The 26,906-nt window shown below is 69.0% G+C and carries 26 protein-coding genes and 2 pseudogenes; 9 read left to right on the top strand and 19 right to left on the bottom strand.

Features of this window, described 5'->3' with window-relative positions:
• Nucleotides 1-475, top strand: a pseudogene (locus ON39_RS51160) (hypothetical protein); the annotation flags it as partial.
• 43 nt (nucleotides 476-518) lie between these two features.
• On the opposite strand, the gene ON39_RS16970 reads toward ON39_RS51160, so the two are convergent.
• The 9 genes from ON39_RS16970 to ON39_RS16930 form a co-directional block, all read right to left on the bottom strand.
• Complete coding sequence (locus ON39_RS16970; protein WP_040735206.1) at nucleotides 519-1,805, bottom strand: vWA domain-containing protein; 1,287 nt, start codon at nucleotides 1,803-1,805, stop codon at nucleotides 519-521.
• A complete protein-coding gene (locus ON39_RS16965; protein WP_040735204.1) occupies nucleotides 1,802-2,845 on the bottom strand; it encodes a PP2C family protein-serine/threonine phosphatase in 1,044 nt (347 codons plus the stop codon). Before ON39_RS16965 ends, ON39_RS16970 begins: the two co-directional genes overlap by 4 nt.
• A complete protein-coding gene (locus ON39_RS16960; protein WP_211336468.1) occupies nucleotides 2,842-5,259 on the bottom strand; it encodes a serine/threonine-protein kinase in 2,418 nt (805 codons plus the stop codon). The genes ON39_RS16965 and ON39_RS16960 overlap by 4 nt, the downstream gene beginning before the upstream one ends.
• Complete coding sequence (locus ON39_RS16955) at nucleotides 5,256-6,440, bottom strand: hypothetical protein (RefSeq protein ID WP_040735203.1); 1,185 nt, start codon at nucleotides 6,438-6,440, stop codon at nucleotides 5,256-5,258. The genes ON39_RS16960 and ON39_RS16955 overlap by 4 nt, the downstream gene beginning before the upstream one ends.
• A complete protein-coding gene (locus ON39_RS16950; protein ID WP_040735202.1) occupies nucleotides 6,437-7,402 on the bottom strand; it encodes a glutamate ABC transporter substrate-binding protein in 966 nt (321 codons plus the stop codon). The genes ON39_RS16955 and ON39_RS16950 overlap by 4 nt, the downstream gene beginning before the upstream one ends.
• A complete protein-coding gene (locus tag ON39_RS16945) occupies nucleotides 7,399-8,658 on the bottom strand; it encodes a GlnX family signal transduction membrane protein (protein WP_246003172.1) in 1,260 nt (419 codons plus the stop codon). Before ON39_RS16945 ends, ON39_RS16950 begins: the two co-directional genes overlap by 4 nt.
• Nucleotides 8,659-9,663: 1,005 nt before the next feature.
• Complete coding sequence (locus tag ON39_RS16940; protein WP_083894502.1) at nucleotides 9,664-11,079, bottom strand: MFS transporter; 1,416 nt, start codon at nucleotides 11,077-11,079, stop codon at nucleotides 9,664-9,666.
• A gap of 72 nt (nucleotides 11,080-11,151) precedes the next feature.
• Nucleotides 11,152-12,195, bottom strand: coding sequence for an AraC family transcriptional regulator (locus ON39_RS16935; protein WP_051186729.1), 1,044 nt, complete (start codon nucleotides 12,193-12,195; stop codon nucleotides 11,152-11,154).
• A 159-nt stretch (nucleotides 12,196-12,354) separates the two neighbouring features.
• On the bottom strand, nucleotides 12,355-13,029 hold the full coding sequence (locus tag ON39_RS16930; RefSeq protein WP_040735201.1) for a hypothetical protein: 675 nt from the start codon (nucleotides 13,027-13,029) through the stop codon (nucleotides 12,355-12,357).
• Between the two features lie 97 nt (nucleotides 13,030-13,126).
• Here ON39_RS16930 and ON39_RS16925 point away from each other — a divergent pair, with 97 nt between their 5' ends.
• Together ON39_RS16925 and ON39_RS16920 are read left to right on the top strand one after the other, a co-directional pair.
• On the top strand, nucleotides 13,127-13,888 hold the full coding sequence (locus tag ON39_RS16925) for a TetR/AcrR family transcriptional regulator (protein ID WP_040735200.1): 762 nt from the start codon (nucleotides 13,127-13,129) through the stop codon (nucleotides 13,886-13,888).
• A 10-nt stretch (nucleotides 13,889-13,898) separates the two neighbouring features.
• Entirely contained in the window at nucleotides 13,899-14,768 is an 870-nt protein-coding gene (locus tag ON39_RS16920) for a fructosamine kinase family protein (protein WP_040735199.1), read from the top strand.
• Nucleotides 14,769-14,870: 102 nt separating this feature from the next.
• On the opposite strand, the gene ON39_RS16915 is transcribed toward ON39_RS16920, so the two are convergent.
• The 4 genes and pseudogenes from ON39_RS16915 to ON39_RS16900 form a co-directional block, all read right to left on the bottom strand.
• Entirely contained in the window at nucleotides 14,871-15,515 is a 645-nt protein-coding gene (locus tag ON39_RS16915; protein ID WP_040735198.1) for a pentapeptide repeat-containing protein, read from the bottom strand.
• 486 nt (nucleotides 15,516-16,001) lie between these two features.
• Nucleotides 16,002-16,715: a type 1 glutamine amidotransferase domain-containing protein gene (locus ON39_RS16910; RefSeq protein ID WP_040735196.1), complete on the bottom strand. Its 714-nt coding sequence runs from the start codon at nucleotides 16,713-16,715 to the stop codon at nucleotides 16,002-16,004.
• Between the two features lies 1 nt (nucleotide 16,716).
• Nucleotides 16,717-17,374: pseudogene (locus tag ON39_RS16905) on the bottom strand (hypothetical protein).
• A gap of 90 nt (nucleotides 17,375-17,464) precedes the next feature.
• A complete protein-coding gene (locus ON39_RS16900; RefSeq protein WP_040735195.1) occupies nucleotides 17,465-18,040 on the bottom strand; it encodes a TetR/AcrR family transcriptional regulator in 576 nt (191 codons plus the stop codon).
• Between the two features lie 302 nt (nucleotides 18,041-18,342).
• Here ON39_RS16900 and ON39_RS16895 point away from each other — a divergent pair, with 302 nt between their 5' ends.
• From ON39_RS16895 to ON39_RS16885, 3 genes are all read left to right on the top strand, one after another.
• Nucleotides 18,343-19,290 (top strand): NAD-dependent epimerase/dehydratase family protein, encoded by a 948-nt coding sequence (locus ON39_RS16895; RefSeq protein ID WP_040735193.1) that lies wholly within the window; start codon nucleotides 18,343-18,345, stop codon nucleotides 19,288-19,290.
• Between the two features lie 66 nt (nucleotides 19,291-19,356).
• Nucleotides 19,357-20,226: an NAD-dependent epimerase/dehydratase family protein gene (locus ON39_RS16890; protein ID WP_040735192.1), complete on the top strand. Its 870-nt coding sequence runs from the start codon at nucleotides 19,357-19,359 to the stop codon at nucleotides 20,224-20,226.
• A gap of 1,075 nt (nucleotides 20,227-21,301) precedes the next feature.
• Nucleotides 21,302-21,481: a hypothetical protein gene (locus tag ON39_RS16885; protein ID WP_146251340.1), complete on the top strand. Its 180-nt coding sequence runs from the start codon at nucleotides 21,302-21,304 to the stop codon at nucleotides 21,479-21,481.
• A 122-nt stretch (nucleotides 21,482-21,603) separates the two neighbouring features.
• Here the strand turns inward: ON39_RS16885 and ON39_RS16880 are convergent, their stop codons facing one another.
• From ON39_RS16880 to ON39_RS16870, 3 genes are read right to left on the bottom strand one after another with little or no spacing between them, the layout of a single operon-like run.
• Nucleotides 21,604-22,548 carry an NmrA family NAD(P)-binding protein gene (locus tag ON39_RS16880; RefSeq protein ID WP_040735216.1) on the bottom strand — a complete coding sequence of 315 codons (945 nt, stop codon included), beginning with the start codon at nucleotides 22,546-22,548 and terminating at the stop codon, nucleotides 21,604-21,606.
• Entirely contained in the window at nucleotides 22,541-23,386 is an 846-nt protein-coding gene (locus ON39_RS16875; protein WP_040735190.1) for a polysaccharide deacetylase family protein, read from the bottom strand. The genes ON39_RS16880 and ON39_RS16875 overlap by 8 nt, the downstream gene beginning before the upstream one ends.
• Nucleotides 23,383-23,577, bottom strand: coding sequence for a hypothetical protein (locus ON39_RS16870; RefSeq protein WP_040735188.1), 195 nt, complete (start codon nucleotides 23,575-23,577; stop codon nucleotides 23,383-23,385). The genes ON39_RS16875 and ON39_RS16870 overlap by 4 nt, the downstream gene beginning before the upstream one ends.
• A 59-nt stretch (nucleotides 23,578-23,636) precedes the next feature.
• Between ON39_RS16870 and ON39_RS16865 the strand changes: the two genes are divergently transcribed.
• On the top strand, nucleotides 23,637-23,849 hold the full coding sequence (locus ON39_RS16865) for a type 2 periplasmic-binding domain-containing protein (protein ID WP_040735187.1): 213 nt from the start codon (nucleotides 23,637-23,639) through the stop codon (nucleotides 23,847-23,849).
• 140 nt (nucleotides 23,850-23,989) lie between these two features.
• Here ON39_RS16865 and ON39_RS48190 read toward each other — a convergent pair whose 3' ends face one another.
• Nucleotides 23,990-24,250, bottom strand: a complete 261-nt coding sequence (locus ON39_RS48190) for a hypothetical protein (RefSeq protein ID WP_085998203.1) — start codon at nucleotides 24,248-24,250, stop codon at nucleotides 23,990-23,992.
• 92 nt (nucleotides 24,251-24,342) lie between these two features.
• On the opposite strand from ON39_RS48190, the gene ON39_RS16860 reads away from it, so the two are divergent.
• Nucleotides 24,343-24,930, top strand: a complete 588-nt coding sequence (locus ON39_RS16860) for a TetR/AcrR family transcriptional regulator (RefSeq protein WP_040735186.1) — start codon at nucleotides 24,343-24,345, stop codon at nucleotides 24,928-24,930.
• Between the two features lie 91 nt (nucleotides 24,931-25,021).
• On the opposite strand, the gene ON39_RS16855 is transcribed toward ON39_RS16860, so the two are convergent.
• Both ON39_RS16855 and ON39_RS16850 read right to left on the bottom strand, forming a co-directional pair.
• Entirely contained in the window at nucleotides 25,022-25,225 is a 204-nt protein-coding gene (locus tag ON39_RS16855; RefSeq protein WP_040735184.1) for a hypothetical protein, read from the bottom strand.
• A 373-nt stretch (nucleotides 25,226-25,598) separates the two neighbouring features.
• Nucleotides 25,599-25,997, bottom strand: coding sequence for a winged helix-turn-helix transcriptional regulator (locus ON39_RS16850; protein WP_051186728.1), 399 nt, complete (start codon nucleotides 25,995-25,997; stop codon nucleotides 25,599-25,601).
• A 151-nt stretch (nucleotides 25,998-26,148) separates the two neighbouring features.
• On the opposite strand from ON39_RS16850, the gene ON39_RS16845 reads away from it, so the two are divergent.
• Complete coding sequence (locus ON39_RS16845) at nucleotides 26,149-26,874, top strand: alpha/beta fold hydrolase (protein WP_083894501.1); 726 nt, start codon at nucleotides 26,149-26,151, stop codon at nucleotides 26,872-26,874.
• Nucleotides 26,875-26,906 lie beyond the last annotated feature (32 nt).

Below are 26,906 nucleotides of genomic sequence, written 5' to 3'. Positions count from 1 at the left end.
CGCGGCAGACGTGCCAGGCGCGGCAGACGTGCCAGGCGCGGCAGACGTGCCCCGTATGCCCGGTGCGGCGGACGTGGCCGCTGTGCCCGGTGTGCCAGAAATGCCCGGCGCGACGGACGTGCCCGTTGTGCCAGACGTGCTCGGTGTGCCAGAAATGCCCGGCGTGCCAGGCGCGGCGGACGTGCCAGGCGCAACGGGTGTACCGGGCATGCCAGGTGCGAAAGGCGTACCAGGCTCGACAGGCGCGCCGGGCACCACGGACGTGCCGGACGTGACAGGCGTGCCGGACGCGGCCGCCACGGCTTCCGTCATCAGCAGATCGGGGCGGACGGCCGGGGCGGGTAACGCTGAATCGTGCCCGCACACTTCGCAGAAGCGGCCGCTGATCGGCGCGCCGCAGGATGGGCACGGCGGGGCCGACTCCGCGGTCGGCGGCTCGGTCGTGCTGATCGGCGTGCCGCACACGTCGCAGTAGTCGGTGGCGGTCGACGTGTGCCCGTCGGGACAGGTAACGGCCACTATCCCTCCTTTCGTACCCTTGCCGTCTTGGTCGAGCGGGCGTCGAGGGCCATCTCGTCGGCGGCGGCGACGCTGGCGCGCAGCCGGACCGTGCCGTTGTGCTCGTCCACCTCGACCACGCCGCGCAGCAGCTTCGCGGTGCTCTCGTTGCCCGACTCGGCGGCGAGCTGGACCGCGCGCCGCAGTTTGGCCGTGGCGGTGTCGGTGTCGCCGCTCTTGCGCGCGGCCAGCCCCTCCTGCACGGCCTGTGCCAGCTCCGCCTGACCGGTGTAATGCGCTACGCGCCTGCTGATTCGGGCCGAGAGCTCGGAGTCGTTGGTCCACACCGCTTTCACCAAGCCCTGCCCGAGCACCTCCTCGCCGCTGACCACGCTCACCCGCGCGGCCAGTTTCTCTCGGCCCGGCGCGGCCGGCTCCACCTCGACCTGCACGTGGTAGTCGCGGTCCTCCGCGCCCCACGCCCCGAGCGGATACTCCCCCACCTGCGCCCCGGTCTCCACCCGGCGCGCGGTGAGGTCGGTGATGGTGGGCGCGACCTGCTTGACGAAGCGCACCTTCGCCCCCGCGGGCGTCCAGACCCGCAGTGTCAGTTCGGGAATCGCCTTCGCCATCGAGCCCTGCATCATGGCGGCGAAGTCGGCGGCCAGCTTGGCCGGGTCGGCGACGATGTCGACGGTGCCGTGCAGGGCGGTGGCGATGGTGCGCAATTCGTCTACCCGCCAATCGGTTCCGACGCCGCGGCAGTCGCAGGTGAACACGCCCTCGGACTGCTTGATCTCCGCGGCGAGCGCGGCGGGCTCCTCGTGCTCGTTCTTGCCGTCGGTGAGCAGGATGGCGTGCACCATGGCGTCGGGGTGCTTCTTGGCCAGCTGCCTGGTCAGGCCGAGCCAGGTGCCCATCGCCGTGCCGCCGCCGGGCGAGAGCTTGTCCAGCGCGCGCCGCGCGGCCGCGCGCGACTCCCGATTCGCGGGCAGGGACGGCACATTCGACGGAAAGGCCAGCCGCGCCATGGCGGTGCCTTCGACGATGGCGAACTTGGTGCCGTCGGCCATCACGTCGAGCGCGGCCAGCGCGGCCTGGCGCGCGCCGGGAAACTTGCGCCCGGTGGCCATCGACCCCGAGCAGTCGAGGATGAGGATCTCCAGCCGTTCCCGCGGCGGCGCGGCCACCACCAGATCGGCGCCTGTCTCGACGGTCACCACCGCGTCGACGGTGCCGACGCCATCGGCCAGGTACTCGTTCTGATCTACGGCGACCGAGATGCCATTGCCTGCAACGGAATTCACTGTACTTCTCCTGGCTGTGACCATGGAACGGGAACGATCGCGACGGTGATGTTGTCGCTGCCGCCGCAGCGCAGGGCGAACTCGACGAGTTCGCGCGCGGCGACGGCGGGGGCGGTCGCGGTGGCCACCTCGGCGAGCGCGGTCGCGTCGGACAGGTAGTTCCACAGCCCGTCGCTGCACAGCAGCAGCACGCCGGGGCCGGTGGTGCGCAGCGTGCGCAGGCAGTTGTCCGACCACGGCTTCGCCGGGCCGTCCGCGCCGAGCCAGCGGATCAGGGTGTGTGCCCTCGGGTCGTTCATCGCGGCGTGCTCGTCCATCGCGCCCGCGTCGACCAGGGCCTGGGCCCACGAGTCGTCGGAGGTCAACCGCTGCGACGGCGGGTTGCCCGGATCGTCGGGCGCGTCGGCGTGCAGCCAATAGGCCCGGCTGTCACCGACATTCGCGACGGTGATCTCGGTGCCGTCCGCGTCGGCGCGCACCACCGCCGAGACGTAGGTGCACGAGGGCGCGTGGCCGTCGGCCACGCCGATATCGCGGACCGCCTGGGTCGCCGCCGCGAGGCCGGCCATCGCGGCCTCGGCCGAGGGCAGGCCGTCCAGCAGCGCGGTGCGGCACGCCTCGACGCCCGTGCGCGCCGCGGTGCCCGAGGCCACCTGGGGGTCCTCCGAGGAGGAGACCCCGTCGGCGACCACGATCACCGTGGCTTTCGGGCCGCCGCCAGTGCCGTCGAGGACGGCCGCGGCGACCGCGTCTTCGTTGCGCGCGTGGGAGATTCCGCGATCGGTCACCACCGCGACGGCGCCGAGGTCGGCGTCGAAGCGGTCCGGCGCGCCGCGCAGCTGCCCGCAGTCGACGCAGTAGCCGTCGCCGTCGTAGCGCAGTCCGCCGCAGCCGTCGCACGCGGTGGGCGGGCCCGGCTCGTGGTTCGGCAGCGCGACGCGCTTGCCGCCCAGTTCCTGTCCGCAGTTCTCGCAGAACCGATCCCGCGGGTCCACCTCGGCGGCGCAGGCGGGGCAGCGCAATTCGACCCCGGTGCTCATAACCTGGTCCTCGGCCGAACGGTGTTGGCCTGCTCTACCAATGCGAATCGCTCCCACATGTCGTCGGTCTCCCGGGCCAGGTCTCGGTAGCAGCGCTCCAATCCGGTGCGGACGCCGTCTTGATCCAGGTTCGCGCCGAGCAACGGGTCCGGCGAGCCGGGCGTGTGGCCCGCGCTCAGCCAGTCCAGCGCGGCGCGCAGCACGCGCAGACGCACCTGTGCGCCACGGCGTTTCGAGTCCAGCCGCAGCCGGGCCACCCGCTCGCCCGCGTCGCGCAGGATCGGCTCGCTGAGTTCGTCGGCGGTGCGGCCGTTCAGGATCGTCTCCACCGCGGCGATCCGCGCCTCGGTGAACAGCGCCGAGCCCGCGTCGACCTGATCGAGTACGTCGACCGCTCCGTCGCGATCGCCCGCGGCGACACGTAGCCTGGCCAGTCCGAACACCGCACTCAGATACGTGCGATCGGTCCGCCACACCGTCTCGTAATAGCTTGCGGCTCTGCGCTTCTCCTGCGCGGCGTTGAATCCCGCCGTCTCGGGGGCCGCCGCGCCGGACAGCTCGGCAACTGCGGCCAGTGCCAACTTGGGCGCGCCCTCCCCGGGCAGCGCGGCGTACACCGCGTCGAATTCCGCGCTCGCCGCCGCGAAATCACCGGCGAGCAAACGGCTTTCGCCGCGATACCAGGCCAGCCGCCAATCTCCCGGCAGCGTCGCGGCCACCTCGGTCAGCCGCCGGTCGGCCTCGGCGGTGTCGCCCACCTCGATCGCGGCGCGGATGAGCCGCAACGGAATCTCGGTCGACGCGCCGCGCCCGGTGACGACCGAGCGCAGCCCGGCCTCGAACGCATGCTCCAGTTCGGCCGGGGTGGTGCCGCTCGTGGTCGCCAGTAGCGCGGCCGCGCTGTCGGTCGGGTCGACCAGCGGAACCGGCAGGGCGGCAACAATATTCGCGGCATCCACCGGCGCGTCGACGCCGAAGACGGCGCGCGAGGGCCCGAAGTAGGTCGACATGCCCGGCCGCGGCACCCCGTCCTCGGCGGACAGCACCTCCCGCAGCACCCCGGTCAGCTGATCGGACATCTCTTCCATCGAGGCGAACCGCGCGTCGGGGTCGGCGTCGGTGGCGCGCAACAGGAATCGGTGCAGCGAATCATGGGTGGCCAGCAGGGGTTCGGTGTCCGGGCCGGGCAGCGCGCCGAAGTGACCGCCCTGCTGCGGCACGTCCATCTGCAGCACGGCCAGCGTGCGGCCGACGGTGTAGACCTCGGTCGCGACGGTCGGGCCGGTCTCGGCGATCTCGGGCGCCTGGTAGCCGATGGTGCCGTAGATGGGGCTGTCCTCATCGTCCATGGCGATCACCGCGCCCAGGTCGATGAGCTTGAGCTGCTCGTCGGTCTGCATCACGTTGTCGGGCTTGAAATCACAGTAGGCCAGGCCCAGCGAGTGCAGGTAACCGAGCGCGGGCAGCATCTCCAGCACGTAGGCGATCGCCTGCGCCGGGGGCAGGAATCCGGCGCCCGCGTCGCGGCGCGCGCGCAGGATCTGCTTGAGCGAGGTGCCGCCGACGTACTCCATGACGATGTAGCCGACCGCGACGCCGTCCGCCCCGGCGTGCTCGACGAAGTTGTGGATCTTGACGATGCTCGGGTGCTCCACCTCGGCGAGGAAGCGCTTCTCCGCCACCGCCGCGAGCATGGCGTCGGCGTCGCCGGAGTTGAGCAGGCCCTTCAGCACCACCCAGCGGTCGCTGACATTGCGGTCGATCGCGAGGTAGATCCAGCCGAGGCCGCCGTGCGCGAGACAGCCCGCGACCTCGTACTGGCCGGCGACCAGGTCGCCCTTGGCCAGCTTGGGCGCGAAGGAGAATCGGGTGCCGCAGTTGGCGCAGAAACCCTCGGTGCGGCCGGGCTTTCCGTCCCGGCCGCGACCGACCGGCTTCTCGCACTTGCCGCAGAAGCGCTTGCTCTCCGGGACCTGTGGGTCGGTCATGATCGCGGTGGCCGGGTCGATGCGCGGAACGCGGGGCACCTCGACCATGCCCGCGCCGAGCCGCCCGCGCCTGCTCGACCTGGACGAAGAACGACCGGTGCGCACCGAACGCGAGCCCGCGCGCGTGCCGCGGGTGCCTGCCGACACCGTCTCGACCGTCTCCGGGGCGGGCGCGGTGCCGCAGACCTCGCAGTAGCCGTCGAGAATCGTTCCGCCGCACTCGGGTTCGGCGCATCGACGGTGCGCCGCCTCGGCGGTGGTCGGCTCGGTCTTCGCGGACGCCGCCTCGGCGGCCTGCGCGCCCCGGCTCGACGCCGGCGCCGGGGTCGAGTGGACCGTGGTCGCCTCGGCGGGCGCGGTCCCGCACACCGAGCAGTAGCCGTCCTCGATCGTGCCCGCGCAGCCGGGTTCGGTGCATGTCCTCACGGTCGCCTCCCCGCCTTCTCCGCGATCAGTTGCTGGTAGTCGGCGACCGCGCGGGTGACCGCCGCCAGATCACACGGTGTGCGCGCGAGCAGCCCGTCGGCGATCCGATGGGCCGCGATCACGTCGCGGTCCTCGCCGACGCCGAGACGCGCCGCCTTGGCCTGGTAGGCGGCCAGCCTGCCACGCAGCTCGCCGCGGCGGTCGAGCAGGCCCTGGGCCAGGTCCTCGGCAGCGGCCGCGGCCGAGGTGGCGGCGTCGATCCGACCGCCCAGGTCCAGCAGCGCGGGCGCGGCGTCCGGGTTGTCCGCGATCGCGTCGAGCTGCGCGCGCAGCGGGCCGATATCGTTCGGCGACACCGGCAGCGGACTCGACACGATGGTGCGCTCGACCTCCGCCTTGGCGCGCGCGGCCCGGTCCCGGGTGGCCTGCACGGCGTCCAGTCTCGCGCGTGCGGCGGCGACCGCCGCGGGCCAATTCGCCTTCATCGCGGCGAGTTCGGCGAGCGTGGCCGACTCGCGGCGGAGGGCGTCGGCGAGTTCGGCCAAGCGGGCGTCTATCTCGGCCGTGGTGAGGGCGAGGGGGTCGGTGGCCGAGCGGCTGAGCAGCTCGGCGATGCCGTCGCCGATCGAGCGCAGCCGCGGAGTCGCCGCCCCGGCCCGGTCGAGCTGGTCCTGTAGCGGCGCGAGTCCCGTCATCACGCGGGAGTTCACCTTGTCCACCGCGTCCAGGAATTCGGCGATCATCGGGAAGGTCGCCCGCATGCGCTCGAGCGTATCGGCGAGGCCGACGAACAGCACGTGTTCGCTCGGACCCGTGAGCGAGCGCTCGACCAGCGGAATCGGCGTGCGCGACAGCTCGTGCGGACGCCCGCGCAGCAACTCGGTGAGCCGGGCGCGCTGACCGTCGTCGAGTTTGGCGCGGGTGCCGCGCACCGCGCGCGCCGAGTCCAGGATGGCGCGCATCCGCCCGAGGTCCTCCCACATCAGCGCGAGCGCGTCGCGCACGGGCAGCCAGCGCGCCTCGGTCACCCCGGACGGCGGGTAGTTGCGCACCAGGGTGAGCCCCTGATGCTTGTCCAGTTCGAGCAGGGTGGCCACGATCGAGTCGGCTTCGGCGGCGCGCCTGGCCAATTCGAGATCGATCTCGATGAGGGTGAGCGGCTCCATGATGGTCCCGTTCATCCCACATACCGTGGCTCTGGCGGGTCCTGCGCCTGGCCGAGTGCGCCGAGGCGGGCCGAGGAGATCCGCCGCCAGGTGCCGTCGGCGCGCATCCGCTCGAGCACGCCATTCACGAATCGGACCAGTTCGTCGCTGCCCTTGGGCATGCCGACCGCGTAGCCGCCGGTGCCGACGGGGTCGCCGACCACCTCGAGATTGTGATCCTGGGCGACCAGGCCGGACAGGATCGGCTCGTCGCCGCTGATCGCGTCCACCTGACCCGATTGCAGCGCGACCAGACAGTCGGTCCAGTTGGTCACGCCGAGCACCACGGGACGTTCGGGCAGCGCGAACAGCGGCGCGGCGGCGGTGGTGCCGCGCGCCACGCACACCCGCTTGCCCGCCAGGTCTCGCGCCGAGGCGATGCCGGACGCGCGCGGGGACAGAATGCGTTGCGCCGCACGGTAATACACCGCCGAGAAGTCGACCTCCCGGCGGCGCTCACAGGTCGCGGAGAACGTCCGCACGATCATGTCGACCTGCTTGTCGCGCAGCGCGGGGATGCGCTCGGCGGCCGTCACCGAGCGCAGCTCGATCTTGTCCGGATCGCCGAAAAGCGCCCTGGCGATCTCGCGCGCGATGTCGATGTCGAAGCCCTCGAGGCGGCCGGTGGCCGGATCGCGGAAGCCGAACAGGTAGGTGTTCTGATCGACGCCGACGCGCAGCCGCTTATTCGCCACGATCGCCGCCATCGGCGAGTTCGGCGGCATCGCACCGGCTCTCGGCAGCGGGCCGGGCCGCAGGGTCGCCTCGGTGTCGCAGCCGCCCTCGGCCTGCGGGGCCGCGGTGATCTCCGCCGCGCCCGCGGGCTGCGGGTCCACCGCGTCCAAGGTGCTCGACGCGGGCAGCTCGCCCGAGCCGCACCCCGTCATCAGCACGCTCGCGCCGACGACCAGCGCGGCGAGCAGCGGATGTGTCCTCACAGGAACTCCTTCAGCCGGGGCCACACGCCGACCACCACGGCGGCCGCGGCGAGCACCAGCAGCACGAGCGTGCCGAACGGGCTGAGGATCAGCGCGTTGCCCGCGGTCCGCAGCCCGCCGCGCAGATCGAGCCGGGCCTGGGTGATGTTGTCGTTGAGCGAGCGGTCCAGCGCGGTGAACCGGGAGGCCGAGGAGTCGGGCTGCGCGCCTATCGCCTGCGCGAGCGCCGCCCGATAGTCGGCCGCCTGATAGGCCTCGATCTGGGCGCGGTGGCCGTCGGTCCACCGGGAGAGTTCCTGTGCGGCGGCCGATTCCGGGCCGACGACGGCGCCGAGGCGCTCGCGCAGTTCGGCGGCGTGCCGGTTGTAGCTGTCCTCGCCCGCCGCGATATCGCCGCGGGTGATCAGCTGCAGGGTCTCGTCGGTGCGGGCCTGCTGAGCCGCGATGCGCGCCTTCGCCAGGGACTCGAAACGGTTGCTCGCGCCGGACGCGCCGGTGTCCATGGCGTTCGCCGCGACGCTCGTCGCGGTGACCACCCACAGCAGCGCGAGCACGGCCGCGCCCGCCGCGGCCAGGACGCCCGCGTTGGCCAGCCGATTGGTGCGCCGCAACAGGATCCACGAGCCCGCCGCGCAGACGAGCAGCACGAGCACGATCAGCGCGATGCTCAGCGCGGGCAGCGCGGCGACGGCCCGCTGGTCCTCGCGGACCGCGGCGAACCTGTCGGCGGTGAGCCGTTCGGCGTTGGGCAGCAACGACTTCTGCATCACCTCCGACGCCGCGCTGAGGTAGGACGAGCCCACCGGGTAGCCCTGCCTGTTGTTCGCGCGCGCGGTCTCGATGAGGCCGGTGTAGGCGGGCAGGTCCGCGGCGATCCGGGCCACGATCTGCCTGGTCTGCTCGTCCGACACCCCCGCGGTCGCCTCCGCGAGCGCGACGGCCGCGTCGGCGAGCGACTGCTGATAGCGATGCCGCAGCTCGGGGGCCTCGATGCCGGTCGACAGGAACGCGGTGGCGGCCGAGGCGTCGGCGGCCGAGAGCGCCACGTACAGCCGCTGCGCGGCGAACGCGAGCGGCTCGGTGCGCTCGAGCGCGACGTCGCGGCGCGCGCTCTTACCGCTCATCTGGTTCGCGCACGTGAAACCGGCGAGCAGGCACAGCACGACGGAGACGACGGCGAACGCCGCGATCACCCCCGGCGTCGTTCCGGCGAAGCGTCGCAACCACAGGGTCCCGTTGCGGATGCGAGGTCCCACACCGTCCTCCTTACATCTCCCCGGCCGGTGTATCCGATCGCGATAGTACGGGAGGAGGATTCGGTGTGCCGACCGATTGCCCAGGTGGTGGACAATGGCAGTGCCAGAAGGCGCGGGCGAACGGCCCTAAGGACCGTGCGGATCGCTCGGAGGCGATGCCCGAGCACCCCGGCGCTGTGCCGATTCGGCCGAGGGCCGTGCCGATTCGGCCGAGGGCCGTGCCGATTCAAACAAGGCCGATGCCAACCACCCAGGGCGGTGCTGAATCACCCGAGGGCAGTGCGGAAACAGCCGAGGGCAGTGCTGAAACAGCCGAGGGCAGTGCTGAAACAGCTAGAGCCGGTGTCGAACTACCCAGGAGCGACGCCGAATAACCTGGCGCGGTGCCGAATCTCTCGGCGGAGGTGCTAATTCGCCGGCACGCGGGGTTGATTGGGTGACGAGCAAGGCGGCGCACAGGACGGCGATAGTCAGCCAACTGGGCCGTGGGCCAGCCGACAGAGTGCGGCCCAGGTCAGGGCATCCGGCGGGCCGGTGCTCATGGAGCCGATGACCGCTATGCCGAACGCCCGGCTGATCTCGCGCGACATAGCTATCAGGCTCGCCGCCCGCGGCTGCGTCCGCGGCAGGATCGAACACCTGGCACCGTGCCGAATCAGCCGGGCGCGGGCCGAATCACCAACGGGCCGTGCTTACCCACCTAGTGATGGGCGGTTTTGCCTGGGGCCGGCGATCATTGGAGCCGATGACTGGCTACGGTGAGCCGCTGGCCGATCCGGCGCGACATAGCTGTCAGGCTCGCCGCCGCGGCTGCGTCCTCGAGCGGCAGGCCCACCACCGAATCAGCTGGGCGCGACGCGAATCTCCAACGGGCGGTCCTGAATCCCTCGGGGACTGCCTGGTCACCCAGGGCGACGCCGAATCACAAAGAGCGACGCCGAATCATCCAGTGGCGATGCCCGATCACCCCGGCTCGGTGCTGAATCAGCATAAGGCGGGGCGGAATCAGTCGGGGACGGTGTTGATTCGTTTGGGGGCGGTGCTTATTCGGGTGATGAGCAAGGTGGCGGCGCACAGGGTGGTGATGGTGAGCCAGCTCAGGTGGGCGGGTGGGTGGAAGGTCGTGGATGAGGTCAGGGCGTCTGGCTGGGCCGCGATCATGGAGCCGATCAGTGCGATGCCGAGTGTCTGGCCGATTTGGCGCGACATGGCTACCAGGCTCGCGGCCTCGGCTGCTTGCGGAGGTGGCAGGCCCGCCGTCGCGGTTGCCGTCAGCGGCGTGTGGAGGAGGCCGAGGCCCGCGCCGAATATGGCGTAGACGGTGAGAGGCAAGGGGTTTGCGTTGAAGGTGGCCGTCAGGGTTGCGGCTGCTGTGGTCGCGAGGACGGCGCCAGCGGTCAGCGTGCGGCGGGCGCCTCGGCGGGCGATCAGCCTGCGCGACATCGGTCCGAACAGGAGCATGGCGAGCGCCATGGGGGTCAGTGCGAGACCGGTCGCCAGTGGCGAGTCTTGCCGAATCTCTTGAAGGTAGAACGTATTCAGGAACAGGAAGCCGCCCATGGCGGCGGAGGTGAGGATCGCGATCACGAACGCGCCGGTGAAGGGGGCGGACCGGAACAGGCGCGGGTCGATCAGCGGATGTGGGTGGCGCGGCGCGTATCTCAGCAGCGCGGCGAGGCAGGTGACTGATCCGGCGAGGCAGCCGATCGTCACCGGGGAGGCCCAACCCCGGTGTGGCCCTTCGGTTATCGCGAAGACCAGCAGGCCGAGCACCCCGCTTACCAGCAGCTGATCCAGCGGATCGAGCGCGGGCGGGCGCTTCGATCTCGACTCGGGAACGATCAGGCGGGTGAGCGGGAGCGCGACGGCCGCGATCGGCGCGTTGATCCAGAACACCGCCGGCCACCCGACCGCGTCGACCAGGAATCCGCCGACCAGCGGGCCCGCCGCCAAGCCGAGAACGATCGATCCGCTCCACGCCCCGATCGCCCTGACCCGCTGCCCCGGATCGGTGAAGACCGCCGAGATGATCGCCATCGCGACCGGCGTGAGCATCGACCCGCCGACCGCCTGCGCGACCCGCGACGCGATCAGCCAGCCCATCGAAGGGGCGATACTGCTCGCCAGCGAACTCATGGCGAATATCGTTAGGCCGATCTGGAAGACGGCTCGGCGGCCGATCAGGTCGGCGAGCGAACTGGACAGGGTCAACAGGCAGGCCAGGGTCAGCGGGTAGGCGACGACCACCCATTGCGCCCCTGACATCGATCCGTGCAGCCCTCGGCCGATCGCGGGTAGTGCGACGGTGACCGCAGCGGTGTCCATGCTCGCCATCGCGGTGGCGGCGCAGCAGACGGCCAACACCGCGGCCTGCCGGTTGGTTCTCGGCATATTCGGCACAGCGGGAGCGCTGATCGACATGTCAGCATACTTCCAGCATCCCGCTCGTGGGCACTGTCAACACACCGTGCGAGCCTGATTCCAGGGCACGCGCTAGTGGACGCCCGCCGCGACGGCGGCCCGCGGTGGCGCGCCCGCCCGGTCCCGGTGCAATCGAAACTCCTGCGGCGGACACCCTTTCCAGCGCCGGAACGCGCGAATGAACGACGCGGCCTCCGCATAGCCGAGGCGCGCGGCGACCTGCTCGGTGGACAGGGCGGTGTGGACGAGCAACTGCTCCGACATCAGCTGCCGCACCTCGTCGAGCAGTCCGCGGAAGGAGACGTCTTCCTCGTTGAGCCTCCGCGACAGGGTGCGCGGGCTCATGAACAGTTCATTGGCGACCGCGATCTGGTCGGGGATGGCGCCGGGGTTGCGGACGAGCAGATTGCGCACCGCCCCCGCGACGCCGGAGCGGGTGTGCTGCCGATCCACCAGTTCGCGGCAGAACTGCGCGCACGCGCCGCGCGCACGTTCGCGAATCTTCGGCGCCGGAAGGTCGAGCGCGCGGCGGTCGAACGTCATGGCGTCGGTCTCGGCGCCGAAAATAGGCTCCATGCCGAAGATCTCGCGATAACGGCCGAGGTTCGCGGGCGGGGCGTGCCGGAATTCGACTCGGGCGGGCGGAATTCCGGTTTCGAACATCTCGCCGCCGATTGTCTTGACGGCGGCCAGTATTCGCTCGGCCAGAAACGCTCGCAGATCCGGCGGGCACTCCGACCGATCGAAGCGCACGCGTGTCGTGTTCGCTGTTTCCTCGACGATCACGCGGCCGGAAATGGACGTGCGATCCAGATAACGCGCCGCGACATCGACCGCGTCACCCAGGGTGCGGCTGCTGAGCAGTGCCAGCCCCCACGGCCCGGACGGTGGCAGCTCGGCCCGGCCGCCCGCCGCCGCGCCGAGTCCGGGCTCGGCGCCGAGGCGTTCGACCACATTGCGCACCACAAGCAATTCCTGCTCGGCCGTGCATTCGATATCGCCCGGCGTCAGCATCGTGCCGGAGAGGCAGTCGGCACCGGATACTCCGCGTTCCTCGGCGAGCGCGATCAGCGCGCGAACGCCCGCGGTGCCGCGGCGAAATTCCCCGTCGAACATGTACTCGCATTCCTGTCGAAATCGCCGTACCAGACGGCTTGGCGAAATCTATCAATGCCGAGCGGTTCGCGGGCGGAAACGCCGCGTTTGCCGGAAACCCTTTCGGCGAGTGGTCAACTCGCCGGTTCGCGCGTGTGCCGCGAATTTTCTGAGGACGAATCACCGCGACGGCGAAGATTCGAGCACCCGCGCCGGCGCGGTGTCGCTCGCCGACGTGCGCAGGAGTGCGACGCTCACCGCTAGCAGCCAAAGAATGGTCATTCCGCCGGTTGTCGCGGTGGTGCCCCAGCCATTGGCCGCGTAGAAGTTCGCGGGGTCGTTCCCGAAGTACATCGACGGCACGAAGGCCACATGGATGGCGGCGAGAACGAAGGCCGACCACATGGTCCAGCGCGGCAGCAGGGCGGTGCTCGCGATCGCGATACCGAACGCCGTCAGGAACAGGGTGAGCAGCAGTTTCGTCAGCGAGCCGTAGAGCAGGTAGGTAGCGGGGACGGCGATCGTGGGGTCGATCGGCTCCGGGGCGGCGATGGCGGCGCCGACCTCCAGGCAGGTGGAGACGGCGCTGACCGTCAGCCAGATCAGCCCGGCCGCCGCGACGATCGAGCCGATCCACGCGTACTCCGGGTCGCGGGATTTGAGCAGGTGCGGCAGGCCGAGCATGAACACCATGAGCAGGGTGTTGCCGATGAGCCCGAACATGCTGCGGGTGAGGATGTTCCAGTCCGGCGGTGCGCCGCCGTAGACGAAGTAGAGCGGCAGCTCGACGAGCAGCAGGACGGTGGCGGCCAGGCCCGCCGCGCCGGTGGTGCGTCTGATGACGGTGTCGTTCATGATCTTCTCGCTTCCGGTTAGTATATTACTTATACTATAAGACGAATGCTAATGTTTCGGCAGCTCGAGCACGACTACCGAGGAGGCGAAACGCACGATGGCCGACGACACCCCGCCGAGTGAGCTGGTTCGCCTCTGGCGGCTGCCCACCGGTCCCCGGCTCGGCCGCCCGGCGGGGCTCGACGTCGACCAGGTCGTCCGAACCGCCGTGCAACTCGCGGACGAGGACGGGTTGACCGGGGCCACCCTGCCGAAGATCGCCGAAAAGCTCGGCGTCACACCGATGTCGCTCTATCGCCACATCGGATCCAAGGACGAGCTGTTCGTCCTCATGAGCGACGTCGGCACCGGTACGCCCCCGGATTTCGCTGCGCCGGTTGAGGATTGGCGCGCCGCGCTGCGCGAGTGGGCCCACGCGCTCTGGTCGATGCACCGGCGGCGACCCTGGCTCACCCAACTGCCGATCGCCGGGCCGCCGAGCGGGCCGGGCACCATCGGCTGGATGGACGCGGGTCTGCGCGCCATGCGGGCGACCGGCCTCGACACCGGCACGAAGGTCGGCGTGATCATGGTGGTCAGCGGGTACGTGCGCCAAGCGGACCTACTCGCTCAGCAGCTCGAACAGGGAAGGCGGACAACGGGTCTCAACGAATCCGAGACCAACCGCGACTACGGCCGCCACATGGCCCGGCTGGTCGATCCGGAGCGCTTCCCGGACGCGGCCGAACTCTTCGCCTCCGGACTTTTCGAGTCCGCGCCGCCGCCGACGGCGGACGACCCCAGCCGGGACGATTTCGAGTTCGGGCTCGAACTCGTCCTCGACGGCGTCGCCGCCACCATCGCCCGCGCCGCCCAGTAGGTCATCCGGAATGGTGGTGGAGGTCCTCGCCGACCAACTAGCGGCGGCGGGCTTCGATGTCACGGTGCTCGAACAGATGGCGGGCGGATGCATCTGCATCGCCGGCGTCGCGGTATTGCGCGACGGGAGCCGGGTTTTCGCCAAGACACTGCCGGACGCGGACGTCTTCGAGGTCGAAGCCGCCGGGCTGTCCGCCCTCGCACAGCTCGGCGGTGTACGCGTCCCCGCCGTCGCCCATGTCTCGCCCCGGCTGCTCGTCCTCGAAGCGCTACAGCCCCGCGGCGAAGACGAACAGTTCTGGGAACAGCTCGCGCACATGGTCGCCGCACTGCACACCTCCACCGTCACCGACCGCTTCGGCTGGCACCGCGATGGCTGGCACGGCCGAATGCGGCAGGAAAACGCTTGGGAGACAGACGGTTACCAGTTCTACGCGCAGCACAGGATCCTGCGGTGGCTGCGCGAGAAGCCGGTGCGGGAGGAGTTCGACCGAGACCAACGCCGGGCCATCGAACGACTGTGTCTTGCGCTCCCCGAGCTCATCCCACCCCACCCGCCATCGCTGACCCACGGCGACATGTGGCCCGGGAACATCCTCACGGACAGCACCGGCAAGCCCGCTCTGATCGACCCCGCGGTGTCCTATTGCTGGCCCGAAATCGACCTGGCCGCACTATGGTGCCAACCCCGACCACCGGCTTCGGACCGGTTCTTCGCCGTCTACGAAGACCTCACCCCACCGTGCGACGGATGGCGCGACCACGCACAGCTGTTGCGCGTCTGGGATCTGTTCAGCGTGATCGCCCATGGCCTCGACACCTGGGGCGCCGCCCGGATCATCCACGAACTGCTCGCACCTCACCGCCGCAGGCGGACCTGACCGGGCCGCGCACCGCCGCGGAAATGCGCGCGTTCATCGAGCAGAGTCGAATGGTTGCTGCCCAAGATCTTTCAGGCACCATATGACTCTGCTCGACTTGCCCTAGTCTCGTAGGAGGATGCCGAGGTGGCGGGCGAGGGCGGGGGCCAGTTCCATCAGTTGGCCGTGGTCGATGGTTGCGCCGCGTAGGGCGTCCAGGCCTTCGGTGATGTCGACGGTGCGGGTGCCGCGCAGGTCGACCTTGGTCAGTTTCGCCCGGCTCAGGATCAGGCTCTCCAGGGTGGAGCCGGGGAAGGTCACATCGGTGAGGGTGGCGTCGCCGAAATCGCAGTCCCTGAGCACACATTCGACGAAGGACACCTCGCGCAACTGCGCGGTGCGGAAGTTCACCGAGTCGAACTTGCACCCTTCGAAGCGCACGCGGCGCAGGCGCGAGCCGGCCAGATCGACGCCGGACATGGCCCCGGCGATCACCTCGCCGTCGAGCCACCCGGTGTCGGCGAGCTCGGTGCCGACCCAGCGGACATTGCGCAGCCACACATCGGCGAACCTGCTGTACCGCATGCTGCCTCGATGAAACGCGACCGAGGTGAAGGCGGACTCGCCGAACCGAGCGTTCTGCGCGTCCACCTCGTCGAACTCGCCGTCGTCGAAATGCACACAGTCGTAATCGCCCTCGGGCTCCAACTCCCCCTCCGGTGCCGTGAGATGGCGCGCGTAGGGCAGGTCTTCGAGCTCGCGAGGCATGCGGATTCCTCCTGGTGCTGGTTCGTGGTGCGACAACGCGTCGAGTATTCCGGCCGCCACCGACACACTCACCCGGAGGTCGACGGCCCATCGCCGATGTGGCCGACCACCCTCGCCGTCACGAGGACAAGAACACCTTTCACTGGCAACGCGCGATATGCGGTGCGGGCTCAGGCGGTCAACGCAACACCTCTTCGAGTACTTGTGATGGTGTGCGGAATCCGAGGGTTTGCCGAGGGCGCGCGTTGGGTTCATCGGCGATCGCGTCGAAATCGGCTCGACTGTAGATGCGGAGGTCCAGATGTCGGGGACGAAATTCGCGGGCGCGCGGTGAACTGAGACGTCATTTCCGCAGTTCGGCTTTCCCGCACCATGGCCCGAATACCGCTGCGCGCCACAGCAATTGATGCTGTAAGCCCCGCAAACCGAATCTCCGACGAGAATCGCGTCGGCCTCGACCGCAGTGTTCCACGGAACGAACGCGTTTCAGGGGCGAGCCTGCGATGTGTCGCCCGCGAGGACCTCTACGACCTTACGCGCCGTGGCCTTGGCCGAGCCCGGGTTCTGGCCGGTGACGAGGTTGCCGTCGACGGCGGTGTAGGACACGAACGGAAGCTTCGCTTTCTCGTAGAGCGCCCCGCGCTGCTTCGCGCGCTCCTCGGCGCTGTAGGGCACCAGCTTGTCGACGCGGGCAAACACCTCCTCCCGCCAGGCGAAACCGGTCATGTGCTTGCCCGCGATGAGGTAGGAGCCGTCGGAGAGCCGGGTGTCGAGCAGCCCGCAGTAGCCGTGGCAGACCGAGGACACGACCCCACCTCGCTCGTAGATCTCGCGGGTGATGCGCTGCAGGCCTTCGCAATCGGGGAAGTCGTACATCACGCCGTGGCCGCCGGTGAAGTAGACGGCGTCGAAGTCGGCGGAGTCGATCTCCTCGGGGCGCTTCGTGGTCGCGAGCAGCTCCATCTTCGCCGGGTCGGCGCGCCAGGCCTTCGCGGTCTTGTCGTAACTGGGGAACTTCAGCGCCCGCGGCTCGAGCGGCGAGGGGCCGCCCGCCGGGTTGACCAAAGTCTGCTCGAAGCCCGCCTCGTCGAACACGCGCCAAGCGTGCGTGAGTTCGGAGAGCCACAGCCCAGTCGCGTGCGACGGGTCGTCGTAGTGGCCGACGTTGGTGACGACGTGGAGAACACGCTTGGTGGGCATCTCAGCTCCGATCCTGGACGGAGGTGGGCACCGGCATGTGCAGGGCAAGCTGGCCTTCGGTGGTGACGTCGAGCTGGATCGTCCGGATCGGTTTCAGCGAGCGCAGGTTCTCGCTCATCCGGCCCTCGCCGAGTTGGAGATTCAGGCGGCGAGGGAATCGCGTGGTGCCCGAGGAGAGCATGTTGATCTGACTGGTCGTGGCGTGCCAGGCACCGTCGATCGTGGTGTAGGAGGTCAGGGTCGAGACGTGCGCGCCGGTGGGCCGGGCGGTCTGCTTCGGTGTAGAAGTCGATGTCGCACACGTCGTATCGGAAGGCCATCACCGAGACGAGCCCGAGCCCCGGGGCGATCTCGAGCGGATCCAGCTCCTGTGGCAGGCGAGTCCGGATCGCCTTCGTCGGCGCGAGCATCGTGAGCCGGGTAGTGGAGATGCGGTAGTAGAAGTTCGGCGTGAGTGTGGGTCCGATGCGGGAGTCCACGCGAGTCTTCGGCATCCGGCGGAAGAAGTCGACGCTACTGACCCTCGGGTCCCGCGCGACCTCGTCGAGGTCGGTGTTCATCCGAAACCGGTCGTAGAGGCCGCCTTCCGGGACGGTGACGAGACGCCCGCCGAGGTCGACCTCTACGGTCCCGTCGGCCAGCTTGCCGGTCGATGCCATCGACGCTCTCCTCCAATGTAAGCGGTGTCAACACCGAGGATGGCACGGCATGTGAGCACTGTCAACAACGCGCGTTGCGAGGCGCGGCGCTCAGGAGCCGACCGAGGCGATCGCGAGGAAGGCACTGCGCACCCGCTCGGCGACCTCATCGCTCGACGCCGCGTGCAGCTTGCCGTCGAGGTACAGGCAGGCCAGCCCATGCGCGAGCCCCCAGCCGGCCGACGCCAGGGCCGAGGAGTCCGCTTCGGGGAAAACCTGATCGAGCGCGTCGGCCAGCAGCTCGTGCAGAGCATCGGCGGCCTTGGCCCGCTCGTCGTCCGCATCGTCGCACGGCTTGCCGAACATCACGCGGAACAGTGCCGGGCGCCGCAGCGCGAAGGCGACGTAGGCGACCGCGAACTCGGCCAGATCCTGGAGCGAGGCGGGCGGGTTGCCGCCCTGGCCCAGGTCCGCCAGCAGATCCCGGAAGCCCTCGACGGCCAGCGCGGACTCCAGTGCGTCGCGATCCTTGAAGTGGCGATACGGCGCCGTCTGCGACACGCCGGCCCTCCGCGTGACCGCGCGGAGCGAGAAGGGCTCGCCGGCCTCGAGCATCTCCATCGCGGCCGACAGCAGCGCTGTCCGTAGGTCGCCGTGATGGTAGCTGCCCTTCTCCGATGTTGACATTGCTCACTTTGCCCTTCTACGCTGTGTTAGCACTGTAAACATAGCGCACTCCCCGGAGGAACCGTCCGGCCTTCGTCACCCCTGGGCGACGATGCGCTGCCGTCGACGGCATCACCGATCGCACCTTCGCGTCGGCCTCTGCGACACGCCGACAACCGCACCAGCGACCATATGTCCCCGAGTTCGACCAACGTTGGTCCACACCCCGGGCCACGGTGGTGGACCGCATAGCCCTCGGGTGGCACGACGCTGCTCGTCACCGAGCCGACGTCGACACCGCCCCATCACCGCGAGGAGACCACATGCAGACCGTCCTCGGCGCCGGCGGACCGATCGCCGACGAGCTCGTCAAAGAGCTCCACCGCAACCACACCAAGGACATTCGCCTCGTCAGCCGCAAGCCGGCGCAGATCAACGACACCGATGAACTCGTAGCCGCGGACCTCACCGATGCCGAGGCCACCGGCCGCGCCGTCGCGGGCAGCCAGATCGCCTACCTCACCGTCGGCCTGCCCCTGAACTCGGAGCTGTGGGAGCGTCAATTCCCCGTCATCATGCGCAACGTCATCGACGCCTGCGCCGCACACGGAACAAAGCTCGTCTTCTTCGACAACACCTACATGTATCCCGGAACGTCGGCGCCGCAGACCGAGTCGACCGCATTCGCACCGAACGGTCGCAAGGGACGTGTCCGCGGCGAGCTCGCCACCATGCTGCTCGAGGCCGTGCGGGCCGATCGGGTTCAAGGCCTCATCGGCCGCGCCCCCGAGTTCTACGGACCCGGCTCGACCAAGAGCTACACGAATTCGTTGGTGTTCGACCGGATCAGGGCGGGCAAGCGGCCGTTCGTCCCGGTGAACGCCCACACCGAGCGCTCCCTGATCTGGACCCCCGCCGCGAGCCGGGCGCTGGCCCTGCTCGGCAACACCGCGGATGCCTACGGCCAGACGTGGCACCTACCGACCGACCCGAACCGCCAGACCTACGCCCAGCTCATCGAGATCGCGGGCGAGGTCACCGGCCGCAAGATCGGCTACACGGTCCTGCCGATGCTCGCTTTCCGCCTCGGGCGCCACCTCGTCGAGCCGCTCGACGAGATGTACGAACTCCTCGACCGCTACCGCGACGACAACATCTTCGACAGCTCGAAGTTCGCGGCCCGCTTTCCCGACTTCCAAGTCACCACCTATCGGGAGGGAGTCACGCGGATCCTCACCGGCGAGCGGTTGATCGAGTCCGAGCCGATGTAATACGGTACGGGGGTATCTCTCAGGCCGGTTAGCCCTGAACGGCTGCTGCAAACAGGAGGAGATGTCGTGCGAGTACTACTCATCGGGGCCAGGGGATATGTGGGTTCCGCTGTCGCCGAACGCCTCTCGTCCCTCGGGGACGAGATCGTGGCACTCGAGCGTCCCGGCGCGGACACCGGCGCGCATGAGTATGAGACGCGCACAGGAGATCTCGCCGATCCCGCGTCGCTGACCGCCGCGGTCACCCCCGATATCGACGCCGTCGTCAATCTGGCGACTCCCAGCGGCGATGCCGCCGTGGACGCGGCCGCGGTCGCCGCGCTCACCGATCCGCTGCGCGGCACCGGCAAGCCGTTCGTCTACACCAGCGGAGTCTGGGTGCTCGGCGCGACCGACGGTGCCGACGAAACCTCGCCCACCAACCCGATTCCCATCGTCGGGTACCGTCCCGAGATCGAACGCCAGGTCCTCGCGCTCGCCGGCGCCGGCGTCCGCGCGGCCGTCGTCCGCCCCGGCATCGTCCACGGGCGCGGCGGCGGAATTCCCGCCCTGCTGGTCGATTTGGCCCGCAAGCACGAGGCCCCGGTGGTCGTCGCCGACGAGTCGGTCGTGTGGCCCATGGTCCACCTCGACGACCTGGCCGATCTGTTCGCGAAAGTCGTGCACGCGGCTCCGGCCGGCTCGATCTGGCACGGCATCAGCCAGCCCGCCGTCCCGGTCACCGACCTGGCCACGGCCGCAGCCCAGGCCGCCGGTGTCACCGGCGACACCGAGATCTGGCCCCTCGAGGAAGCCCGAGCCGAACTGGGCACGCCCTTCGCCGACGCCCTGGCGCTGAGCCAGACCATCACCGGACAGGCCGGAATCGAGCAGTTGAACTGGCAGCCCGAGGGTCCCGATGTCATCTCGGATCTGACCGATGGGTCCTATCGCTGACCCACCGTTGCCTGGGAGGCAAGCCTGTCCCGTCGCCGGACAGGCTTGCCTAGCAGCACTTTCGTCGGCGCAGAAGGCACCGGGGGAACTTCGACCACCATCGAGTGATAGACATCGCCGACCGGGGCGGGCGCACAAGCTCCGACCGTGCGATTGGGGTGTCACAATTCAGGGCGGGCGCATACGTTTCGACCATGCGATTGAGGTGTCACAATTCCGAGGTATGACACACAACCCGGAACCTGGCGATTACACACTGCAGCCCGATGGTGTCAGCCCCTACTACCTGCGTGTACTTCCCGACGGCCGCCACGAGAGAATGCGGTGCGAGGCGGGAAAGACGGCATACCAGGCGGCAGCAGGGAAGGTAGTCTGCGGGCCTCCCGGGTCAAGATTGTTGTCGACCCGAGTGTTCCCAATACCGGCCCCCGACGAGCCAGAAGGCGGAGATCTGGCCGGCGACCGTGAACCGCGCAGCCCGGTGCCACCGAGTCCGCACCTTCGCGGGGCCCAGAACATCCCACCGGACTCTGATCCGGTCAGTCTCCCCGGCATCGACCATTGAGCCGAGACCGAGACGCCGCAGCACCGCGCTCCCCCACGCCTTTCCGTCAGGAGCTGCACCGAGTCGGCGACACGTTCACGCTCGCCTGCCACCCCGAACGCTACCTGTTACGAGGCTGTCGCGCGGATCGATGTCAGGCAAACCGAGGACGGCGTCATCGGATGCTCGCGAGATAGGTTGTCCGCCAACGCCTTTGGTCAACTTGACCGTCCGGAACGAGGCGTTACCGCGTGGTCACGCGTCGAGTGCCGGCATCGGGTCGGTACGTGTAGTGAACGAGCCCCTGCTGAAGCCCTGCCTAGGTTGTCATATAGCGCGCGAGCTGGGCTGTCTTCCAAGGTGTTCCAGTAAAGTCCGGGGAACCCGTGCTCCGTGGCGTCCGGCGCTACCCCCTCGATCACGGCGGTCGCCGCACCTCGGCGGCGTGGCAGCCCAGCTCGATGAAACATCGAATTCCGATGAGCCGATTCGACTAGCGTGGAGTCCGATGATGAAATTGTCTACTACCCTATGCAGACTGATCACACGCCTGCTGTAGCTCTGCTCATCGGGATTCTCGTGCTCACCACACTCGTGGTGGTGACACTTCGGTGGCGCGGCAAGTCCTGGCCTGTGGTGGCGCTCGGCGGTGTGGCCGCGGTGGTCATCGGCTATGTGGTGGGCCAGGAGGCGATCTTTCTGCTGTGGTGAAGACCGTTGCCCACGGAGTCGTAGAGGCGGAGTTCGAAGCGGCTGACGGCGAGAGCGAGACAGTGGCCGCGACAGCATCGGTTTGTGCGGGGAGAACCAGTTAAGAATATTTGCGCCACAACCTATGCCGTGGCGCGGAGCCAGTCTTCAAAGGTCATCAACACCGGGTGGAGTTCGCGCAGGTGCGTTAGGTTTCGATCGAGGCCGAGGATGTCGCGTGTTTGGAAGAAGCGGAACATGGCCGCGTAGTCGTGGCCGACGCCGGGCATCGAGGATCGCAGATCGTCCGGCGGAATCGGGCGGTATCGGCACGGGGTGCCCGTCACCTGCTCGAAGGTGGCGGCTATCTCGTCACCGGTCAGGCTGTCCGCTGCGACGGCGAGGTCGCGGGCACCCCAGCTCTGCCAGTTCTGGAGCATGAAGTCGGCGAACCACGCGATGTCGTCCAGCCCGATCAGCGGGTACCTGCCCGATCCCAACGGGAGGGAGAACAACAGCCCGGACCGTCCGTCGGGGAGCGGGTGGCGCTGTGGCGCGAGGCGCGCTCGCAGATTCTCGAAGTAGGGCGAGGTCGTCAGGATCGACACGTGGTCGCTGTACCAGCCGTCGTCGACCTCACGCATCGTCTCATCGGATCGGAGCATGTTGATGTGCGCCGCCACGGCGGCTTTCGCGTCGAGGTGCGGCACCGGGATGGATCCGCCGGTGAGGGTCACGGCGCTGTCCAGTGAGGACCAGACGAACCGTTCGACCCGGGCCGCCCGCGCGGCCTCCAGCACGGTGATCCCCCTCCGATATTCGCCGAGAACGCTTGCGCCGGACCAGAAGTCGGTATTGCAGAACACTTGCTCCATGCCGGTGACGGCCGCGCGGACGCTGTCGGCGTCGTCCAGATCGCCCTGAACGGTGCGGATCCGGCTGCCTCCACGCGCCAGCAGATCCGCGGCCTTGTCCGCGCGAGGCTTGCGGGTGAGCACGGCGACGGTGTCGCCGGGAGTGCGGAGCAGTCGGTGGACCACCGCGCTGCCCATCGCGCCGGTGCCGCCGATGACGAGCGTATCAACCATGATCGGCACAGCTCCCTTCTGAATTCTGTTGGCTGACAATGTGTTCGGCGACCTGCCGGTGCGCTGCGAGCCACACTTTGTCGCTCACCGACTCGATATGCTCGAGGATCCGGACGAACATGCCGGACAGCAGCGGCCTGGCGCCGACGTGTGCGTGCACGGTCAGGTTGTAGATCCCCGCGCCGGGCGCGTCGAGCACGTCGTTCAGCAGGTCGACGTGGCTGTCCAGGTAGTCGCGGGGTCCGGCTGCGCCGCGAATGTCGGACAGCGCACTGTGCATGATCGCGACGAGCGGGCCGTGCCGGGTCGTCAGGACTCGCGGTAGTTCGTAGTCGTTGTAGTCACCGGACCACAGGTATCCGGCCTCGGCCAGCAGATCGGGGTTGTTCGTCGTGCCCGAGGCCCGGGGACTCATCCAGCCGATGGGGCGCACGCCGGTCAGGTCGCCGAGGATCGCGGTGCATCGGCGGATGTTCTCGCGTTCGGCGCGAACGTCGAGCAGGGCCGGGATGACATCCTGCGCGTAGGAGTGCGCGGCGATCCCGTGCCCGGCGTCGTGCACGGCCTTGACCGCTTGCGGAAACCTCTCGGCCACAAGGCCGTTGGCGCCGAAGGTGGCGGGCACGTGACGCAGAATGTCGAGCAGCCGCCACACCCCGGTGGTGGCGCCGTACTCGGACCAGGAAACACTGTGTGTATCAAGCACTCCCGGCAGTGGCCACGCCGCGGCCATCGGGGCGTAGACCGGCCAGTGGCCCGGTGACCACAGCTCCACGGCCACGGTGATGATGACCGCCGCCTGCTTGCCGCCCGGCCACCGTATCGGCGCCTCGCTCATCGGCCCGTCCCGGTGTGACCATCGGCCGCGACGTCGCGCCGGGCACGCACGAATGCCTCGACGCAGCAGGCGATCTCGGCGTCCGAGTGGGCGGCCGAGACCTGGACGCGAATGCGCGCCGCGCCCCGGGGCACGACCGGATGGGTGAAGGCGACCGCGTAGACGCCGTGGCCGAACAGGGCTCGCGACATCCGCCTTCTGGCGTCTCGAACCCCGACCGGACGGCCGGCCCGCGCCCGCCGGCCCCGCGATGAACACCCTCGACGACACCTGGGAATTCGTGGCCGCCGGGGATACTCTCGCCGTCGCCACCCGCAGCCATGTCAACACCACCCGAACAGACCTCGCGGTGATCCCGCTACACGGAGTCGCACCGAGCCGCGTCGTCCTCGCGACGCGCACCGAGGATTCCGGTCTGGTGGCGGCCTTCCTGAGGTGCGCCAGAGAACAGCTGACTGCCTGAGGCACGTTCCGCGCGTCCGAGAAGTCCGGCGGTGAACACCCTCGGCATGATGAGCGGGCGTTCAGCATGCGCCTTCCGAGACGCACTGCCGGTCAATTGCCAAGCGGCAGTTGTCTTCTCGCGATACCGCCCCGTACCCCTTACCGCCTGACCGGCAGGACGACGTGTGAGGCCAGGAACGCTCCCCGGCGGCCGTAGGGACTGCGGATCAGTACCACCGGCAGCGGCGTTTCTCCCGGTGGGCGCAGCCGGTCGGCGAGCAGTTCGGCCCCGTCGGGCATGGGAATGGTCATGTCCCGTGTTTCCTGCGGGACAGCGATCGTGGCAGGTGGAACCCGCAGCCACGCATCGACCAACCGCCCCGACATCGCCGCGCGCGCACTGCGCCAATCCACTGTCATCGCGACACCTCTCCAGATCTCCGTTGCCTACAAAATGTAACCTACAGTTTGTAGAGTACGCTGTGGGTCGAGCGCAAGAGAGGACGAGAATTTTGCCGACCACGCCCCGGCTGTCCCGCCAAGAGCGGCGCGAGCAGCTGCTCGATGCCGCGCTGTCGATCGTGCGGGCGCACGGCACCGACCAACTGTCCCTGGTGACCCTGGCCGAAGCCGCCGGAGTCAGCCGCCCGGTGGTGTACGACCACTTCGGCACCCGGCCCGGGTTGCTGCTCGCGCTTTACCGTCGGCTCGCCGATCGGCTACGCGAGATGACCAGCACAGCCTTGGCGCGGGCGAACGCGGACCCGCAGGAGCTGGCCCAGGCGTTGAGCACGGCTTACTTCACGTGCCTGACGGAGGTTTCCGAGTGGACCGCCGTGGCCTCGGCGCTGCGCGGCAGCCCTGAACTCGAGCCCGTCGAACTCGAATTGTGCGACGGATTCGCGGACATGATGAGCGCCGCCATCGCCGGCCACACCCGCCTGTCGGCGCGGACTCTGCGGCTGCGCTGTTTCGCGGTGATGGGCGCCGCCGAGATCCTCGGCGCCGAGCTGATCCGCGGCCGCGCCACCCTCACCGAGGCCACCGACGCGCTGACCGGTCTCATCCTCGCCGGCCTCGACATCACCGCGACCGGCTGAAGCAGTCAACTGGCGGGCGCACCCGCACGCTTTCGGCATCCAGCGCCCCCGGTGCGCGGCGCACGCGATGCCGATTACGTTGGGCGACAAGCTATGTCATCGTCGCCGCCGGCAACTCCTCGACCGGGTCACCGGTGGCGTCGTCGAGGAAGACCGCACCCGTCTCGAGCATGCGACCCACCACATAGGTCGAGGAAAACAGCGCTTCGGGGGTATGGACGCCGGGACCGGGTGGGGTCGCGCCGTCGAGCTCGAGCAGGCGTTCCACCCCCAGCGCGACACCGAGCGAGGTCAACGGCCCCTGCCCCCCGCGGGTGCAGCAGATAGGTGCTGCGATGCAGCCACCCGTCGTGCGCGGTCGAGATCACGACCGGCGATGGTGAACGGCAGCGACGGGTACCACTGCCGCAGGAACCGTGCCGCACGCGAACCCACCACGCCCGAATATGTAACCTACATTTTGTCGGTTCAGTTGGGAAGCATGCCGAGAGAGACGTGGCGCACTGTGCTCGGGCGGGCATGTTTCGCGATCACCACAGAGCGGCGTGAGAGCGCACCGATGTCAACGACTTGGGCCGGCTTCTGGACCTTGACGAGCGCTATCCGAACCGCTTGGTGGAGAACGACTTACGCCGACTTCCGGGCGTCGACGATCGATGCGGGCCGGGTCAGGCGCGGCCACTTCGACCGGGTTGGCCGGTGTCGGCGCGGGCATCGTATTCCGCGCGGGCGGCGTCGATGTGGGTGAGGTGGGCGACGCTCCACTCCAGCAGTGGCGCGGTGGCTTCGCGCAGCGTCCTGCCCATCGGGGTGAGCTCGTAGCTGACGTGGGGTGGCATGACGTTGTGCACGGTGCGGGTCAAGATTCCGTCGCGTTCCAGGTCGCGCAGTGTGACGGTGAGCATGCGCTGGCTGATCCCGTCGATGTCTCGTTTGAGCTCGGTGAAGCGGCGCGGACCGTGCCGGAGATTGCGCACGATCAGCAACGACCACTTGCCGGCGACGATGTCGAGCACCACCCGGGTTCGGCACGTAACGTCCTGCGGCACAGGCCTGCTCGTGGTCATGGTTACCTCCGGGGAACCGGGGCACGGAAATGTGCCTTATTGCTCTGGGCATATCGAGCGATCACCATTGATTGCGGTTCTTGAACAGTACCGGGTTACGAACGGTAACCGTAGTTGTTTCGCGCGTAGCTCGCCTCGAAAGAAGGACATCATGTCAACATTTCTGCTGGTCCACGGCGCTTGGCACAGTGGACGGTGCTGGGAGCGAGTGGTGCCGCTGCTGGAGTCGGCCGGACACCGAGTGCTCGCGCCGTCGCTCACCGGCTACGGCGACAAGGCGCATCTGCTCGGCCCCGAGGTCGGGCTCGACACGCACGTCGAGGACATCGTCTCGCTGATCGACGAGCAAGATCTCACCGAGGTGATCCTGGTGGGGCACAGCTACGCGGGACTGGTCATTTCCGCTGCGGCCAACCGGGTTCCGGACCGGATCGGGCATTTGGTCTACCTCGACGCGATGGTCCCGCGCGACGGCGAGACCGCGGTCGACGTCCTCCCTGTCACTCGAGATCTGATCGATCTCGCCGAGCGGTCCGACAGCGGCTGGCGGGTGCCGCCGATGCCGGAGCTGCCACCACCCTTCGGCCTGTTCGGGGTCACCGACCCGGTCGACGTTGCCTGGCTGCGCGGGATGCTCTCGGATCAACCGGTGCGCTGCCTTCAGCAACCGGTGCGCATGGACAACCCGGCCCTCAACACCGTCCCGCGCACGCATATTCATTGCGTCGGCCCGAGTCCGGCGGGCATCACCCGACGACCAGTTCCTTTGCAGCCCAACGGTTCTCCCGCCCAAGTGTGGGAGTTACCGACCGGCCACGACTGCATGATCACCATGCCCGTCGAGCTCAGTGAACTGCTGCTGAAGCTCAGCGTGTAGCACCGACCGGGCGGATCGGTGACAGGCGTGAT

This window comes from Nocardia tenerifensis NBRC 101015 (assembly GCF_000308715.1).
In the GTDB taxonomy this organism is placed as follows: domain Bacteria; phylum Actinomycetota; class Actinomycetes; order Mycobacteriales; family Mycobacteriaceae; genus Nocardia; species Nocardia tenerifensis.
Note: the sequence above shows the minus strand (reverse complement) of the source record. Positions and strands in the feature narration are given on the sequence as shown.

What these genes read in the sequence shown, in the direction of transcription:
- ON39_RS16965 (WP_040735204.1), bottom strand. Translation starts at nt 2,845, where the DNA reads ATGAGCACCGGGGTCGAATTGCGCTGCCCCGCCTGCGCCGCCGAGGTG.
- ON39_RS16955 (WP_040735203.1), bottom strand. Translation starts at nt 6,440, where the DNA reads ATGAACGGGACCATCATGGAGCCGCTCACCCTCATCGAGATCGATCTC.
- ON39_RS16940 (WP_083894502.1), bottom strand. Translation starts at nt 11,079, where the DNA reads ATGTCGATCAGCGCTCCCGCTGTGCCGAATATGCCGAGAACCAACCGG.
- ON39_RS16935 (WP_051186729.1), bottom strand. Translation starts at nt 12,195, where the DNA reads ATGTTCGACGGGGAATTTCGCCGCGGCACCGCGGGCGTTCGCGCGCTG.
- ON39_RS16930 (WP_040735201.1), bottom strand. Translation starts at nt 13,029, where the DNA reads ATGAACGACACCGTCATCAGACGCACCACCGGCGCGGCGGGCCTGGCC.
- ON39_RS16925 (WP_040735200.1), top strand. Translation starts at nt 13,127, where the DNA reads ATGGCCGACGACACCCCGCCGAGTGAGCTGGTTCGCCTCTGGCGGCTG.
- ON39_RS16920 (WP_040735199.1), top strand. Translation starts at nt 13,899, where the DNA reads ATGGTGGTGGAGGTCCTCGCCGACCAACTAGCGGCGGCGGGCTTCGAT.
- ON39_RS16915 (WP_040735198.1), bottom strand. Translation starts at nt 15,515, where the DNA reads ATGCCTCGCGAGCTCGAAGACCTGCCCTACGCGCGCCATCTCACGGCA.
- ON39_RS16910 (WP_040735196.1), bottom strand. Translation starts at nt 16,715, where the DNA reads ATGCCCACCAAGCGTGTTCTCCACGTCGTCACCAACGTCGGCCACTAC.
- ON39_RS16900 (WP_040735195.1), bottom strand. Translation starts at nt 18,040, where the DNA reads ATGTCAACATCGGAGAAGGGCAGCTACCATCACGGCGACCTACGGACA.
- ON39_RS16895 (WP_040735193.1), top strand. Translation starts at nt 18,343, where the DNA reads ATGCAGACCGTCCTCGGCGCCGGCGGACCGATCGCCGACGAGCTCGTC.
- ON39_RS16885 (WP_146251340.1), top strand. Translation starts at nt 21,302, where the DNA reads ATGCAGACTGATCACACGCCTGCTGTAGCTCTGCTCATCGGGATTCTC.
- ON39_RS16880 (WP_040735216.1), bottom strand. Translation starts at nt 22,548, where the DNA reads ATGGTTGATACGCTCGTCATCGGCGGCACCGGCGCGATGGGCAGCGCG.
- ON39_RS16875 (WP_040735190.1), bottom strand. Translation starts at nt 23,386, where the DNA reads ATGAGCGAGGCGCCGATACGGTGGCCGGGCGGCAAGCAGGCGGCGGTC.
- ON39_RS16870 (WP_040735188.1), bottom strand. Translation starts at nt 23,577, where the DNA reads ATGTCGCGAGCCCTGTTCGGCCACGGCGTCTACGCGGTCGCCTTCACC.
- ON39_RS16865 (WP_040735187.1), top strand. Translation starts at nt 23,637, where the DNA reads ATGAACACCCTCGACGACACCTGGGAATTCGTGGCCGCCGGGGATACT.
- ON39_RS48190 (WP_085998203.1), bottom strand. Translation starts at nt 24,250, where the DNA reads ATGACAGTGGATTGGCGCAGTGCGCGCGCGGCGATGTCGGGGCGGTTG.
- ON39_RS16850 (WP_051186728.1), bottom strand. Translation starts at nt 25,997, where the DNA reads ATGACCACGAGCAGGCCTGTGCCGCAGGACGTTACGTGCCGAACCCGG.
- ON39_RS16845 (WP_083894501.1), top strand. Translation starts at nt 26,149, where the DNA reads ATGTCAACATTTCTGCTGGTCCACGGCGCTTGGCACAGTGGACGGTGC.